The sequence below is a fragment of the Collinsella aerofaciens genome, from assembly GCF_040910325.1.
Lineage (GTDB): Bacteria > Actinomycetota > Coriobacteriia > Coriobacteriales > Coriobacteriaceae > Collinsella > Collinsella aerofaciens_BL.
Genome location: NZ_JBDGAV010000025.1, coordinates 16,716 through 32,606 on the forward strand (window position 1 = coordinate 16,716; position 15,891 = coordinate 32,606).

Annotated in this window: 12 protein-coding genes; 4 read left to right on the top strand and 8 right to left on the bottom strand. The window is 61.8% G+C overall.

Annotated elements, in window-relative coordinates; genetic code table 11:
• Positions 1-88: 88 nt before the first annotated feature.
• From AB5Z25_RS09130 to AB5Z25_RS09155, 6 genes are all read right to left on the bottom strand, one after another.
• Complete coding sequence (locus AB5Z25_RS09130) at positions 89-802, bottom strand: ABC transporter ATP-binding protein (protein WP_006234438.1); 714 nt, start codon at positions 800-802, stop codon at positions 89-91.
• Positions 803-1,663: an ABC transporter ATP-binding protein gene (locus tag AB5Z25_RS09135; protein ID WP_055287178.1), complete on the bottom strand. Its 861-nt coding sequence runs from the start codon at positions 1,661-1,663 to the stop codon at positions 803-805.
• Positions 1,653-2,732 carry a branched-chain amino acid ABC transporter permease gene (locus AB5Z25_RS09140; protein WP_368135373.1) on the bottom strand — a complete coding sequence of 360 codons (1,080 nt, stop codon included), beginning with the start codon at positions 2,730-2,732 and terminating at the stop codon, positions 1,653-1,655. Before AB5Z25_RS09140 ends, AB5Z25_RS09135 begins: the two co-directional genes overlap by 11 nt.
• Before the next feature lie 9 nt (positions 2,733-2,741).
• Positions 2,742-3,623 carry a branched-chain amino acid ABC transporter permease gene (locus AB5Z25_RS09145; RefSeq protein WP_117582912.1) on the bottom strand — a complete coding sequence of 294 codons (882 nt, stop codon included), beginning with the start codon at positions 3,621-3,623 and terminating at the stop codon, positions 2,742-2,744.
• 139 nt (positions 3,624-3,762) lie between these two features.
• Positions 3,763-4,950: an ABC transporter substrate-binding protein gene (locus AB5Z25_RS09150; RefSeq protein WP_368135365.1), complete on the bottom strand. Its 1,188-nt coding sequence runs from the start codon at positions 4,948-4,950 to the stop codon at positions 3,763-3,765.
• A 271-nt stretch (positions 4,951-5,221) separates the two neighbouring features.
• The gene (locus AB5Z25_RS09155) at positions 5,222-5,608 is read right to left on the bottom strand and encodes an ABC transporter substrate-binding protein (RefSeq protein WP_368135366.1); all 387 of its coding nucleotides are present in this window, start codon (positions 5,606-5,608) and stop codon (positions 5,222-5,224) included.
• A 218-nt stretch (positions 5,609-5,826) separates the two neighbouring features.
• Between AB5Z25_RS09155 and AB5Z25_RS09160 the strand changes: the two genes are divergently transcribed.
• On the top strand, positions 5,827-7,170 hold the full coding sequence (locus AB5Z25_RS09160; protein WP_117655181.1) for a homoserine dehydrogenase: 1,344 nt from the start codon (positions 5,827-5,829) through the stop codon (positions 7,168-7,170).
• 219 nt (positions 7,171-7,389) lie between these two features.
• Entirely contained in the window at positions 7,390-8,139 is a 750-nt protein-coding gene (locus tag AB5Z25_RS09165) for an SDR family NAD(P)-dependent oxidoreductase (protein WP_347478261.1), read from the top strand.
• A 343-nt stretch (positions 8,140-8,482) separates the two neighbouring features.
• On the opposite strand, the gene AB5Z25_RS09170 is transcribed toward AB5Z25_RS09165, so the two are convergent.
• Positions 8,483-10,045 (bottom strand): cation:proton antiporter domain-containing protein, encoded by a 1,563-nt coding sequence (locus AB5Z25_RS09170; protein WP_368135367.1) that lies wholly within the window; start codon positions 10,043-10,045, stop codon positions 8,483-8,485.
• A gap of 184 nt (positions 10,046-10,229) precedes the next feature.
• On the opposite strand from AB5Z25_RS09170, the gene AB5Z25_RS09175 reads away from it, so the two are divergent.
• Together AB5Z25_RS09175 and AB5Z25_RS09180 are read left to right on the top strand one after the other, a co-directional pair.
• Positions 10,230-13,976 (top strand): phosphoribosylformylglycinamidine synthase, encoded by a 3,747-nt coding sequence (locus AB5Z25_RS09175; RefSeq protein ID WP_368135368.1) that lies wholly within the window; start codon positions 10,230-10,232, stop codon positions 13,974-13,976.
• Between the two features lie 99 nt (positions 13,977-14,075).
• A complete protein-coding gene (locus AB5Z25_RS09180) occupies positions 14,076-15,011 on the top strand; it encodes a DMT family transporter (protein ID WP_368135369.1) in 936 nt (311 codons plus the stop codon).
• A gap of 189 nt (positions 15,012-15,200) precedes the next feature.
• Here the strand turns inward: AB5Z25_RS09180 and AB5Z25_RS09185 are convergent, their stop codons facing one another.
• Entirely contained in the window at positions 15,201-15,845 is a 645-nt protein-coding gene (locus AB5Z25_RS09185) for a GGDEF domain-containing protein (protein ID WP_368135371.1), read from the bottom strand.
• Positions 15,846-15,891: the final 46 nt, after the last annotated feature.

The following is a 15,891-nucleotide window of genomic DNA, read 5'->3' on the forward strand; positions in this document are numbered from 1 at the left end:
CCTCTGAGACTCCCATTTAGTCCCTATTCCACCGCAACTTAAAAGGGGGCGCTGACCGGGTTGGTCAGCGCCCCCTTTGTTGAATGGATTAACCACCCAGGTAGGCTTTGCGGACGTTGTCGTCGTGCAGGAGCTCTTGGCCGGTGCCGGTCATGGTGATCTTGCCGGTCTCGAGCACGTAGCCGCGTGTGGCGATGGAAAGAGCCATCTGTGCGTTTTGCTCGACCAGAAGCACCGTGGTGCCGGCCTTGTGCAGGTCCTCGACAATCTGGAAGATCTGCTCAATCAGAATCGGCGCCAGACCCATGGAAGGCTCGTCGAGCATAAGCAGTTTGGGGTTACTCATAAGGGCGCGCCCCATAACGAGCATCTGCTGCTCGCCGCCCGAAAGGGTGCCGGCGACCTGGCGACGACGTTCCTTCAGGCGCGGGAACTGCTCGTAGACGCGCTCCAGGCCCGGAGCCACCGTGGACTTGGGCTGCGTATAGGCACCCATCTCCAGGTTTTCCTCGACCGTCATCTGCAAAAAGGCGCGACGACCCTCGGGAACCTGAGCCAGGCCCTTACCAACCAGCTTATCAGCGGGCGTATGGGTAATATCCTCGCCCATAAACTTGATGGAGCCGGTCTTGGAGCGCAGCAGGCCCGAGACGGTCTTGAGCGTTGTAGACTTGCCGGCACCGTTGGCGCCGATCAGGGCCACGATCTCGCCCTCGTTAACGTTAAAGGAGATATCCTTGATGGCGTGGATGGCGCCGTACCAGACGTTGATGTTGTAGACGGAAAGCATCGGCTCTGCCATTTAGTTCTCCCCCTTATCCTGCTTACCCAGATACGCCTCGATAACGGCGTCGTTGTTCTGGATTTCCTCTGCCGTGCCCTTGGCGATGACCTTACCAAAGTTGAGCACGCAGATACCCTCGCAAATATTCATGACGAGCGACATGTCGTGCTCGATAAGCATGATGGCAATGCCGAAGGTGTCGCGAATCTTAACGATGTTCTCCATGAGCTCCGCGGTCTCGGACGGGTTCATGCCGGCGGCAGGCTCGTCGAGCAACAGCAGTTTGGGGTTGGTGGCAAGCGCGCGGACGATCTCCAGACGACGCTGGGCGCCGTAAGGCAGCGAGCCGGCCTGCTCGTTTGCCAGATGCTCCATATCAAAGATGGACAGCAGCTCCATGGCGCGCTCGTGAGCAGCCTTCTCGTGCTTCCAATACGTCGGCAGGCGCAGCACGCCCTCAAAGCCGGAGTAACGCTCCTGGTTATGCAGGCCGACCTTAACGTTATCCTCCACCGTCATGGTATTAAACAGGCGAATGTTCTGGAAGGTACGGGCAATACCCATGCGGTTGACCTGGTAGACCGACTTGCCCGAGGTGTCCTCACCGTCGAGCAGGATGGTGCCGTGCGTGGGCTGATACACCTTGGTGAGCAGGTTGAAGACCGTGGTCTTACCGGCGCCGTTGGGGCCGATCAGACCGGCAATCTCGGTCTTGCCGATAGTCAGGCTAAAGTCGTCGACTGCCTTAAGGCCACCGAACTCAATGCCCAGGTGGATGCACTCGAGTGCCGGGCGCTCGCCTAGGTCACGGTCGGGAACGATGGCGCCAGAAGGATACGGGACCATCTTGCCCTTGTTGAACTCAAATTTACTGGGCATCGGCTGCCACCTCCTTCTTGGAAGCAAAGCGGTCCTTGACGCGACCGAAGAACGCCTTGAGCTGCGGATTGTTGGTAAAGATCATGACCAGGATCAGCACGATGGCGTAGATGAGCATGCGGTAGTCCGAGAACTGACGAAGCAGCTCGGGAAGCACCGTGAGCAGCGCCGCCGCGATGACGGAGCCGCGCATATTGCCCAGACCGCCCAGGACCACGAACACCAGGATGAGAATGGACGTGTTGAAGTCGAACTTGGTGGCGGAGAGCTGCGAGAAGTTACCGCCGAAGAGGGCTCCGGCAGCACCGGCGAGGGCAGCGGAAACCACGAAGGCGATCATGCGGTACTCGGTGACGGAGATGCCTACGGACTCGGCTGCAATCTTGTTATCGCGCACGGCCATAATGGCACGGCCGGTACGGCTGCGAACCAGGTTGAGTACGATCACGAGTGCGACCATGACCAGGATGGCACCGGCGAGGAAGGTCGAGTACGTCGACACGCCCGAGACGCCCTGGGCGCCCTTGATGATGGCGGTGCCGTCCTCGAGCAGGTGCAGGTCATCGATCGTGGAGTTACCCGTGATGTTAAAGATCACATGCAGGCCGCGGGAATCGACGCCCACAATGAGGCAGGTGACGATCTCCTTGATAATCTCGCCAAAGGCCAGCGTCACGATAGCCAGGTAATCGCCGCTCAGACGAAGGACCGGGATGCCAATCAAGAAGCCCAGGATGGCGGCAGCGATGGCGCCGACCACGATACTGATGATAAGGCGCACCGGATCGGAGGGAACGGCGCTCTCCAGCGCGACGGCGGTGACGATTCCCGTATAGGCGCCGACACTCATAAAGCCCGCGTGGCCCAGCGACAAGTCGCCCGCGATACCGACGACGAGGTTAAGGGAGATGGCCATGACGATATAGGCCGTGATGGGAACCAGCTGACCGGCGATCATGCGCGGAATCATGTGGTTAGACTGCATAAAGAACACGATGGCGAAGGCCACGATGCACATGGCGTACGTGACAAAGTCGTGACGCGTCTGCTTGTCTTTAAGAAACTTCATACCGCTCACCTACACCTTCTCGGGGACGTACTTGCCCAAGAGGCCGGCAGGCTTGACGAGCAGGACGATGATCAAAACACCAAAGACGATGGAGTTGGCAAGGCTCGTGGAAATGTAGGCCTGCGCCATCGCCTCGATGATGCCGATGAGAATGCCACCGACAAAGGCACCGGGGATGGAACCGATACCGCCGAAGACGGCGGCGTCGAAAGCCTTGATGCCAGGCATGGCGCCCGTCGTGGGCTGCAGCACCGGCGAGTAGGAGCACAGCAGCACGCCGGCGATGGCGGCAAGGGCAGAGCCGATGGCGAACGTCATCGAGATGGTGCGGTTGACGTTGATTCCCATGAGCTGAGCGGCGGCCTTGTCCTCGGACACGGCGCGCATGGCTTTGCCCATCTTGGTCTTACCTGTAAAGAACATCAGGCCGGCCATGATAACCAGGCAGGCGACGATGGTGACGAGCGAGACGGCGCTTACGTTGAACTTGGCCAAGAACTCCGGCACCTGGAAGGTAACGAGCGAAGTAAAGTTCTTGGGCGTGGCGCCCCACAGAAGCTGTGCGGCATTCTGCAGGAAGTAGGACACACCGATAGCCGTAATCAGAACGGCCAGCGGACCCGCCTGGCGCAGCGGCTTGTATGCCAGACCCTCGATGAGAACACCGAGAACGGTACAAACCACACAAGAGAGAATTACAGATGCCCAGCCCGGGAGGCCGAGATACGACGTGGCACAGAACGAGACATAGGCACCGACCATGATGACGTCGCCGTGAGCGAAGTTCAGCATCTTGGCGATACCGTAGACCATGGTGTAGCCCAACGCGATGATGGCGTAGACGCTGCCCATGGACAGGCCGTTGACCAGGTATTGGATAAAGACCGTCATGTTCCACATCCCCCTTTCGAATAGGTTTCCATTTAATGTATGAAACAGGGACGTTACACTGTCCCTAGATACCAAGCAAGCAGGGAAGGCCAAAACCTCCCCTGCTTGGGATCAAAACCGCTCTATGTAAGGCGGCCAATTAGGCCTGTACGTACTTGCCGTCGGTGATGACGTACGCCGTGGGCTCCTTCTGGACCTGGCCCTTATCGTTCCAGGTGAGCTTGCCGGTCAGACCGTCAACGGTAATCTTGAGCATAGCTTTGGACAGCTTCTCGGCGACCTCGGTCGGGTCGGCGTCGACACCAAGACCGGCCTCCTTGACGGCCTCGGCCACCGCGTGCACGCCGTCGTAGGCGTCGGCGGCAAACTGGTCGGGGGTATCGCCGTACTTATCCTTGTAAGCGTTGACGAAGTCGGCGTTCTTCTCGTCGTCGGCGGAGAACGGGGTCATGAGCAGCAGACCCTCGGCAAGAGAGGTATCGAAGCCCTCAACGCCCAGGATACCGTCCATGCCGTCGCAGCCCATCATCTTGACGTCGTAGCCCATGTCCTTGGCGTTCTTGAGCAGGACGGACGCCGGCGTGTAGTAGATCGGCGCAAAGATCATGGTGGCGCCGGCCTGCTTGGCCTTGGTCAGCTGGTTGGTAAAGCTCGTGGCGGAGTCGTCCTTAAAGGTCTCCTCGTCAACAATCTCGAGCTTGGACTCAGCGGCCTGGACCTTAAAGGAATCTGCGATGCCCGAAGAATAGGCGTCGCCGGAGTTATAGAACAGCACGAACTTCTCGTCCGCATACTTCTGCGCCAGGAACTTGGCAGCGTTGACACCCTGGTTGGGGTCGGTGAAGCAAACCTGGAAGACGCAATCCTTGCCGTCGGTGACGTCCTCGGAGGACGCGGACGGGGTGATCATGAACGTCTTGGGGTCGTTACCGCACTCGGCGGCAACGGCAACCGACGCACCCGTGGTGGTCGGGCCGACGAGGGCCTGCATGCCCCAGTCGAGCAGGGTGTTGAAGGCGTTGACGGCCTTCTCGCCATCGGCCTGGTCATCCTCGGCCTTGCTGGCAAGCGGCAGCTCCTTGGTCGAAAAATCCTTGCAGCCAAGCTCGACACCCTGGGTAACGGACTTGCCGTAGGACGCGTTGGCGCCGGTCAGCGGGCCGATGGTGCCGATCTTAAACGAAGCGTCGCTCGAAGCGGAACCGCTGTCGCCGCCGTTGGAGGAGCAGCCAGCTAGAATGGACATCGCCCCCAGACCTGCTGCGCTCGCGATAACGCTCCTGCGATTCATAACAGGGTTCAATGACTTACCGGTGAGGCTCGACATGCGGCTCTCCTCTCAAATCTCGTCGGGTTTCGGTTACCCGACAGGCCATCCTTCGCCGTGTTCGGCGTTCGCAAAATAGTAGACGCTTTAGTTGAGAAAAGTGGCGATTATTTCAACTTTTCTTTTGCTTTGTCCATTTATCCATATTTATGCGTATTTCCATTGCTTTATGCAGTAATGCCACTTTATTGTGTGAAAGTAATGTTTCCGTTCTGTTACAGGCGTCCCTGCCCTGAATAAAACGGCCTCACCGGTCGCGCTTTATGCGCACTTAGGCGGCGATGTACTTGCCGTCCTGGATCACATAGGCCATGGCGGGCTTTTCGACCTGGCCCTCGTCGTTCCACGTGAGCTCGCCCGTCAGGCCCTCGATCTTGATCTTGCGCATGGCCTTGGCAAGGTCGCCGGCGATGTCGGCACCATCGGCCGTAATATCGATGCCCGCCTTGTCGATGGCCTCGGCGATGGCGTGGACGCAATCGTAGGCGTCGGCGGCAAACTGGTTAGGCGTCTCGTCGTAGGCATCCTTATAGGCCTTGACGAAGTCGGCATTCTTCTCGTCGTCGGCGGAGAACGGGGTCATGAGCATATCGTCGGCGATCTCACCCGAGACGGCGACGGCAGCACCGGTCGTGACGGGGCCGACGAGCGCCTGCATGCCCCAGTCGCACAGGGCAAACCTTATGGTGCAAACGTTGACAGTTTGTTACGGAAGTTCGTTTGTAGCGAGCATGTTTCCAATGTTTCCGCAGCGTTTCGGGGGTGCCGTTTTGTGCGACTCCTGTTGCCTGGCGAGCACGCGCCCTCGGTTCACGCTAGAATGCACTCAACCTTTAAGCGGTTAATCCATCCATAAGATGCACGAAGGAGCTATCTATGAGCGAACCCCTGCGCACCGTGAACGTCGGCCTGATCGGTCTTGGAACCGTCGGCGGCGGCGTGGCCCGCCTGATCAAGAGCCACCACGATGAGTACCTGGCAGCCTACGGCATCGACCTTAAGCTGACCCGCGCCTGCGCGCTTGCTTGGGAGCAGGCCGAGGCAGCCGGTATTGAGCGCGAGGCCTTTACGAGTGACTGGCATGACGTCGTCACCGACCCCGCCGTCGATATCGTCGTCGAGCTGATCGGCGGCGAGCATCCCGCGACCGAAATCTTCACCACCGCCTTCGAGAACGGCAAGCACGTCGTCTCTGCCAACAAGGCCCTGCTGGGCCGTCATGTCGAGACGCTCGCCGAGAAGGCGCGCGCGTGCGGCGTGCAGATTAAGTGCGAGGCCAGCTGTGGCGGTGGCATCCCCATCGTGAGCACGCTCGAGCACGACCTGGTGGGCAACAAGATCCTGACCATCGCCGGCATTCTCAACGGTACCACCAACTATATCCTGTCGCGCATGGACGCCGAGGGCGCCGATTACGCCGATGTGCTTGCCGACGCGCAGGCCAAGGGCTATGCCGAGGCCGACCCGTCCGCCGACGTCGACGGCTTCGACGCCGCCAGCAAGACGGCAATCCTCGCTTCCATCGGCTTTGGCACCCGCGTGACCACCGACGATGTCTACCAGCAGGGTATCCGTACCATCGGCGCCGAGGACATTGCCCAGGCCCGCGAGCTCGGCTACACCATCAAGCTGCTGGGCATCGCACGCAACACCGACGCCGGCGTCGACGTCCGCGTGCATCCCACGCTGATCCCCGCCGACCACATGCTTGCCAAGGTCAACGGCGCCATGAACGCTGTCTACGTGGTAGGCGACGCCGTGGGCGAGACCATGTTCTACGGTGCCGGCGCAGGCTCCTTCCCCACCGCGAGTGCCGTCGTGGGCGACATCCTGTCGCTCTCCGAGCAGATCAGCCGCGGCGTTGCTCCTCTGCCCGAGATTGAGCCCTATGGTCACAACCTCGCCTTTAAGCCCATGGACGAGCTCCAGACCAAGTACTATGTGCGCCTGAAAGTCGCCGACCGCGTAGGCGCCCTGTCCGAGACGGTCGACATCTTTGCCAAGCACAACATCTCGATCTCGCTCATCAACCAGGTCGAGGACGGCAAGTCGGGCGTCAGCGATGCCTGCTCGGTCATCTTCCTGACGCACCGCGCGCTCGAGAAGGACGTCCAGGCTGCCGCCGCCGAGCTTGCCAGCGTCGACTGCGTGGCCGAGGTCGCCAACGTCCTGCGCATTGAGGACGTTGAGGCTTGGACCGAAGGCGTTATGGCCAACTAGCCCGATTCTCGGCAAATCAAATAACGCAAAAGGGGCTCCTATCCGATTGGATGGGAGCCCCTTTTGCTACATCCTTTGAGCGAACTGGTCGACTAACGTTTGAACAACTTGACCGTTCGTCAACAACCGTGGATACCGTTTGCCGATATGCGACGGCAGCTGTATTTTGCCGCCGCTATGCTGTGCCGTGTATGTCCGCCCGCGATGAGAGGAAGCACCATGTTGCTCGAGGGCAAGAAAGCAATCATCACCGGAGGCACGCGCGGTATCGGCTATGCGATCGCCTGCCGTTTTATCGAGGAAGGCGCTGCCGTCACCGTCTTTGGCTCGCGCCAGGAGACTGCCGACGCGGCCGTTGAGAAGCTGGCGGCCGCCTATCCCGACGCCAAGGTCTGGGGCCGCTCCTGCGACCTCACCTCACTCGAGGCCGTGACCGAGGCCTTTACGCAGGCCGCAGCCGACATGGGCGGTCTCGATACGGTCGTCAACAACGCCGGCATCTCCCAGCGCTCGCCCCTTTTGGATTACACGGCCGAGGAGTTTGCAAAGGTCATGGACCTCAACGTCGTCGCTGTCTTTAACGGTCACCAGGCGGCCGCCAAGATTATGACCGAGGCCGGCCACGGCGGCACCATCACTACCACGAGCTCGATGGTCGCCAAGTACGGCCAGCCCTCCGGCGTCGGTTACCCCACGTCCAAGTTTGCCGTCAACGGCATGGTCCAGTCGCTCTCGCGCGAGCTCGCCCCCATGGGCATCCGCGTCAACGCCGTTGCCCCCGGCGTGACTAAGACCGACATGGTCGCCAACCTGCCCGAAGAGGTTATTAAGCCCATCATCGCCACTATTCCGCTGGGTCGCATGGGCGAGCCCGAGGATGTCGCCAACGCATTCGTTTTCCTAGCGAGCGACATGGCCTCCTATGTCACGGGCGCCGTGCTCCCCGTCGACGGAGCCGCCCGCTCCTAAAGGTCGCAAGCCACGACTTCGAACCTCAACGAGGCCCAACGCAAAAGGCGCGCTGTCTGCATCAACCGCAGGCAGCGCGCCTTGTTCTGTTTGTAAGGGAAGCTGCGTCCCGGCATTTCAGCTCAGAACGGGGCACGGTTTCCCCAGGACCTCCTTGCGGAAACTGCACCCCGTTTTGAACGTCGATTCTGGGATACCGTTTCCGCAATGGGCCTCCTGCGGAAACGGTATCCCACTCCGGGCGCCCATTCCGGGACACAGCTTCCCAACGGCCCCTGTTTCGGAAACCACATCCCATTCCGAGCCTTCAAAGCGGGACGCGGCTTCCCCGAGAGAGTATCGACTACTTGCCGTCGTCGTCCTGGGCTTCATCGCGCGCATAGAGCTCCAACATGCGGCGGCGGTATTCGCGCACGGCGAGCTTGGCGCGCTCCAGGCGGCGACGCTCGCGCGGAGTCAGCTCGGACGGGTCGACCTCGTCTCCATAGGTCTTATCGGCAAGCAGGTGCGCAGCGTCCACGATGCGGGCATCGATGTGGCCGCTCGCCGCCTCGGCGGAAAGACGCTCGGCAATCGTATCGAGCGTAGGCAGGCCCTCGAATACGCGACCATGGCCATGCGAAGTCAGCAGCTCATGCTCGCGCGCGAGCAAGCTCGCTAGGTCGTGGTGGGCGCGCAGGATGTCGAGCGCATCGGATGGATGCTCGGCAACCTCTGCCACGGCGGTGACCGGCGCTGCATCGACCACGCGGTAGAAGAGCTGCGCGAGCAGCGGCATCAAGAACACCGTGATGGCGCCGGCAGCGACCATAACCGATGCGACGTCTTGCGACAGCGCGCCCGCGTTGACGGCAACGCTCGTCACGGCAACGATGATCGGCAGCGCCGTGGTGCAGTACAGGGCCACGGTAATGCGACCATACGCCGACACATCGCGCGTCGCAGGACAAATGCTCATGGAAATAAGAATGGGCACGGCACGAATAATCAACAACGCCACGATAAAGCCCACGAGCAGACCCGGGCGCGACGCCACGGCCGTCAGATCGATCTTTGCGCCCGATACGGTAAAGAACACCGGAATCAAAAAACCGTAGGCCAGACCGTCGAGCTTGGTCTCGAGCGTATGGTTGCCCTCGGGGATGATATAGCGCAGGACAAAGCCGGCGGCAAAAGAACCCAACACGATGTCGAGATCAAAGACAGCCGAGAATGCCACGAGCGTGACCAGGATGAGCACCGTCAGGCGCACGAAGGTCTGCGACGTGGTATCGGCGCGCTCCTCAACAAACGCAAAGAAGCGGCTGCCGACGCGCTTGGAGCGGCTCGGGACCACGGCCAGCAACACGCAAACCACCGCAAACAAGCCAAGGATAACGAGCGTTTGGATGCCAGTGCGGGCAGACAACAGCACCGACATGGCGAGCACGGGACCGAGCTCGCCCCAAGTGCCATACGCGAGAATCGAGTCGCCCACGCGCGTGCCGGTGAGCGAGCGCTCACGCATAATGGGCACGAGCGTACCGAGCGCCGTCGAAGTGAGGGCAAGCGTCACGGCGATACCGTCGAAATGACTGACTGAGAACCACGGGGTAAAGCGCACGGCAAGCCAGGCGATACCAAACGTGACGACCCACGTCGCCAAGCCGTAGCGCCCCTCGACGCCCGTGATGCTCTTGGGGTCGATCTCAAAGCCGGCAAGCAGGAACAAAAAGGCCAGGCCCAGCTCGGACACAAGCGAGACCTCAGCATCTACATGGATGACGCCGAGCATATGGGGTCCCAGCACCGCGCCGAGCACGAGCAAAAAGACCGTCTCGGGAACGGGTTTTCCGGGAATCGCCGAGGCGATAAAAGGACTCGCAAAGGCCACGAGTGCGATGATGGCGAGCGAAACGAATGCCATGTGATGCCTTTCTCTTGTTTGCGCTTCACTGTAGCACCCTCGCCGTCCTCAACGCGCCGCGAGCTGTCGTATCATAGTGAGGTTTACAAACATGTGGCTCAAGGCGACCGCAGGGCAGACCCCGCAAACCGACCGCTGCCGCATACCGTACCGTACGCCCAACCGATCAGGAAGGCAGGAACCAATGGTCTCTCGTATCTACGTGGAGAAGAAACCCGGGTTCGACGTCGAGGCTCAGCAGCTCAAGGGCGAGCTGACCGAAATTCTCGGCATCAAGGGCATCGAGGCCCTGAGGATCATCAACCGCTACGACGTCGAGGGCATCGACGAGGAGCTTTTCCGCTCCTGCGTGCCGACCGTCTTTAGCGAGCCCCAGGTCGATGTGACCTACGACGAACTCCCCGCAAGCGATGGCGCCGTCTTTGCCGTCGAGTTCCTGCCTGGCCAGTTTGACCAGCGCGCCGACTCCGCCAGCGAGTGCGTGCAGCTCATCAGCCAGGGTGAGCGCCCCGCCGTGCGCTCCGCCAAGGTCTATATGATCTCGGGCGCTCTGGACGAGGCCGCCATCGATGCCATCAAGCACTACGTGGTGAACCCCGTCGAGGCTCGCATCGCCTCGCTCGACCTGCCCGAGACGCTGTACATGGAGACCCCCGAGCCCCAGCCCGTCGAGGTGCTCGACGGCTTCCGCGAGCTCGACGAGGCCGGCCTTGCCGCCTTTATCGCCGATCGCGGCCTTGCCATGGACGAGGCAGACATCGCCTTCTGCCAGCAGTACTTCCGCGATGAGGACCGCGACCCCACCATCACCGAGATCCGCGTGATCGACACCTACTGGTCCGACCACTGCCGCCACACCACCTTCGGCACCGTCCTGGACGACGTGACGATCGACGACGCCGTGGTGCAGCAAGCCTTCGACCGCTACATGGAGATGCGCCACGAACTCGGCCGCGACGCCAAGCCCGTCTGCCTCATGGACATGGGCACCATCGGCGCCAAGTACCTTAAGAAGACCGGCGTCATGACCGATGTCGACGAGTCCGAGGAGATCAACGCCTGCACCGTCAAGGTGAAGGTCGATGTCGACGGCGAGGACCAGGACTGGCTGTTCCTGTTTAAGAACGAGACCCACAACCACCCGACCGAGATCGAGCCCTTCGGCGGTGCCGCCACCTGCGTGGGCGGCGCCATCCGCGACCCGCTCTCGGGCCGCAGCTACGTGTACCAGGCCATGCGTGTCACCGGCGCCGGTGACCCCACCGTCCCGGTTTCCGAGACGCTCGAGGGTAAGCTGCCGCAGCGCAAGCTCGTGACCACTGCCGCCGCCGGCTACTCCAGCTACGGCAACCAGATCGGCCTTGCCACCGGTCAGGTCAACGAACTCTATCACCCCGGTTACGTGGCCAAGCGCATGGAGGTTGGCGCCGTCGTGGGCGCTACCCCGGCAAACCACGTTCGTCGCGAGTGCCCCGCCCCCACCGACAAGATCATCCTGCTGGGCGGCCGCACCGGCCGCGATGGCATCGGTGGCGCCACCGGCTCCTCCAAGACCCAGAACACCGAGTCCATCGAGACCTCGGGTGCCGAGGTCCAGAAGGGCAACGCCCCGGTCGAGCGCAAGCTGCAGCGCCTGTTCCGCCGCGGCGACGCCTGCCGTCTGATCAAGCGCTGCAACGACTTTGGCGCCGGCGGCGTCTCAGTCGCCGTGGGCGAGCTTGCCGACGGCCTGTATGTCGACCTGGACACCGTGACCAAGAAGTACGACGGCCTGGACGGCACCGAGCTCGCTATCTCTGAGTCCCAGGAGCGCATGGCCTGCGCCGTCGCCGACGGTGACGTCGAGGAGTTCATGGGCTACGCCGCCGAGGAGAACCTGGAGGCGACCGTTATCGCCGAGGTTACCGCTGAGCCGCGCATGCGCATGGCCTGGAACGGCGTCGCTATCGTCGACCTGTCCCGCGAGTTCCTCAACTCCAACGGCGCACCCAAGCACCAGGTCGCCCACGTGTGCGCCCGTAGCGTGTGGCAGCCCAGCTGGGCCGGCACCACGCTCGCCGAGCGCATGACCTCGCTCGTCACCGACCTCAACGTCGCTTCCAACAAGGGCCTTTCCGAGCGCTTCGACTCCACCATCGGCGCCGCGACCGTACTCATGCCCTTTGGCGGCAAGACGCAGCTCACCCCCAGCTCGGCCATGGTCGCCAAGTTCCCCGTGGACGGCGAGACCACCACGGCGAGTGCCATGGCATGGGGCTTCAACCCCTATCTGATGGAGGCCGACCAGTTTGCGGGCGCCTACCTGTCCGTGGTCGAGTCCATCGCCAAGCTCGTGGCTGCCGGCTTTGAGCACAAGCGCGCCTATCTCTCCTTCCAGGAGTACTTCGAGCGTCTGCGCACCGAGGCCGAGCGTTGGGGCAAGCCCATGGCTGCCGTCCTGGGTGCCCTCATGGCCCAGGTCGACCTGGGTGCCGGCGCCATCGGCGGCAAGGACTCCATGAGCGGTTCGTTTGAGGACGAGACCGGCGAGCTCAACGTTCCGCCGACCCTGATCAGCTTCGCCGTCGCCGTGGGCAAGGCCGCCCGCGCCGTCTCGCCCGAGTTCAAGGGCCTCACGCACCGAGTCGTCCGCATCGCCCCCGCCACCTATGGCGAGGACTACCGTCCCGACGCCCAGCAGCTGCTCGCCGCGTTTGACGCCGTCGAGGCGCTCACTGCTACCGGCAACGCCCTGGCCATCTCCACGCCCGGCTACGGCTGCGGCGCCGAGAGCCTCTTTAAGATGTGCGTCGGTAACCAGATCGGTATCGAGCTTGCCGAGGATGTAGACGTGGAGAGCCTCTTCACCCCGCTTTACGGCAGCTTTATCGTCGAGCTCGCCGAGGATGCCGAGCTGCCCGAGGTCGCCGACGGCGTTGTCGTCGAGCCCCTGGGCACCACCGTCGAGGGCTATGTCATCGACACCGGCTCCGAGGTCATCGAGCTCGCCGAGCTCCAGGAGGCCTGGGAGAGCGGCATCGAGGGCGTCTTCGCCTACCGCAGCGCCGGCGAGACCCCCGAGGTCGAGACCATCGACTTCCGCGCCAAGGACATCCACGTGTACGGCGGCGCCAAGATCGCCCGCCCGCGCGTGATCATCCCCGTGTTCCCCGGCAACAACTGCGAGTACGACAGCGCCCGCGCCTTCCGTGCCGCCGGTGCCGAGGCCGACACCTTCGTGATCAACAACCTCACGCCCGAGGCCGTCGCCGAGAGCACCCACGAGCTTGCCCGCCGCATCCGTGCAAGCCAGATCGTCATGATCCCCGGCGGCTTCTCGGGCGGCGACGAGCCCGACGGCTCTGCCAAGTTCATCACGGCGTTCTTCCGCGCTCCCGAGGTCACCGAGGCAGTCCGCGACCTGCTCAAGGCCCGCGATGGCCTGATGCTGGGCATCTGCAACGGCTTCCAGGCCCTGATCAAGCTCGGCCTGGTGCCCTACGGCGACATCGTCGACGCCACGCCCGATGCGCCCACGCTGACGTTCAACACCATCGGTCGCCACCAGAGCCGTCTGGTGCGCACCCGCATCTCGTCCAACTTGTCCCCGTGGCTGTCGCAGTGCAGCCTGGACGACCCCTACACCGTCGCCATCAGCCACGGCGAGGGCCGCTTTGTCGCCAATGACGAAGTGCTCGCCCAGCTGATCGCCAACGGCCAGGTCGCCACGCAGTACGTGGGCGAGAACGGCAAGCCCAGCATGGACCTTTCCGTCAACCCCAACGGCTCCGCACTCGCCATCGAGGGCATCACGAGCCCCGACGGCCGCGTCCTGGGCAAGATGGGCCATGCCGAGCGTCGCGGCGACAACCTGTACCGCAACGTGCCCGAGCATGTCCCCGGCGATAAGTTCATGCCGATCTTTGAGAGCGGCGTGGCCTACTTCGCTTAAACCTTTCCCATCGGGTACAATCCCTTCGGGTAACAACACCCGCCACCGGCACATCCGGTGGCGGGTTCTTTTTTGCTTCGCGCATGTAGGAAGGACATCATGGAAAGCCGCAAGCCGTATCTCGCCACCCTGCCCGGACTCATCCTGGGCTGCCTCGTCTGCTGTGCACTCTGGGGATCGGCCTTTCCCTGTATCAAGATCGGTTACGCACTCTTTGGTATCCCAGCGCACGATAGCGCCTCGCAGCTGCTCTTTGCGGGCTTGCGCTTCACGCTTGCCGGCGCCCTGGTTATCGTTGGGATGAGTGCGGCCCAACGCCGCCCCCTCATTCCGCAGGCTCGCGACATCAAGCCCATCTTTGTCTTGTCGCTCTTCCAGACTATCGGGCAGTACTTCTTTTTCTATCTGGGCCTCTCGCGCGCCAGCGCCATGTCGAGCTCCATCATCGAGGCCAGCGCCAACTTCCTCGCAATCCTCTTTGCCGCCCTGGCGTTTCGCACCGAGAAGCTCAATACGGCCAAGGTGCTTGGCTGTGCGCTGGGCTTTGCCGGCGTCGCTCTCGTCAACCTTTCGGGCGCGGATGGCACCTTTGGCTTCAGGCTCGATGGCGAGGGCTTTATCCTAGCCTCCACCGTCGCGGGTGCCCTTTCGACCTGCCTGATTGGCATCTTCTCGCGCGAGCACGACGGCGTCTTGCTCGCCGGCTGGCAGTTTTTAGTCGGTGGCGTGGTCCTTACCGCCATCGGGTTTTTGATGGGCGGCACGTTGTCCCCCACCGAAATTGCCCCCGCCATCGCGCTCATCATCTACATGGCGCTTATCTCCGCGGTCGCCTACTCGCTGTGGTCGCGCCTGCTTGCTGTCAACCCCGTCAGCCGCGTCTCGGTCTTTGGGTTTATGAACCCCGTCTTTGGCGTGCTGCTGAGCGCCCTGCTGCTCGGCGAGGGTGCTGGCACAAGCCCCGTTACCGTCATCGTTGCCCTGCTGTTGGTCTGCGGCGGCATCATCATCGTCAACAAACCCAAAAAAGCCTAGCGAGCTCACTTTTTTAGAGAGGGCGTTCGCACACTTCAGCTTAATGGAGTGCACTGGTTCTCGTTAATTTCGTACCGAACCGCGGCGGCAGACGCTCGTCTTGCCGCACCGCGCCTGGGCGTTATGGCCGGTGGCCCCCGCAAACGCAAAAAGGGCGCACGACCATCGCAACGGTCGTGCGCCCTTTTTCTAGCGTATCTGGGCGCCGGCTTTCTTTTTCTCGGCCTTGACGCGGTAGAGCTCCGCATCGGCAGCGCGAAGTAAGTCTTGCCAGGTATCGACATCATCACCGACCCGTGCATAGCCGATGGACATCCGCAACAGATACGGCACCTCGGCATGAGCGAGCTCGTCGTTAATCGCCGAACACAGGTCTATGATGTCCTGTTCCGCCGCTGCCTTCTGGAGCACCACGAACTCATCGCCGCCATAACGTGCGATAAAACCACCAGACGCCGAGCAGACCTCTTTGAGCGTAGCAGATATGACCTGGAGGGCATGATCGCCCTCAACATGTCCATACCGGTCGTTAATTTGCTTAAAGCCGTCGGCATCCATCATAAGCAGATACACATCATCGGCCTGGTCAGCACCCGAGAACAGCGACAGCATATAGGTCTCAAAACGGTTGCGATTGTTGAGGCCAGTCAACGGGTCGGTCGAGATCAGCTGCTCCTGGTAGATGATGTAGAGCAGCAGGATGCTCAGCGTTATACCGACGCAAAGGCCCGGTACCGAAAACAAAACCTGGAAGGTACCACCCACCAGAGCGGGAACCGCAAAAAAGGCGAGGGTGCGATAAATGGGTTGATTTCCGATCTCAGCCGAACACATTGAGCAAATAGGCCATTCCCGCAGTTAGCTGAACGCCCCCGCGGCC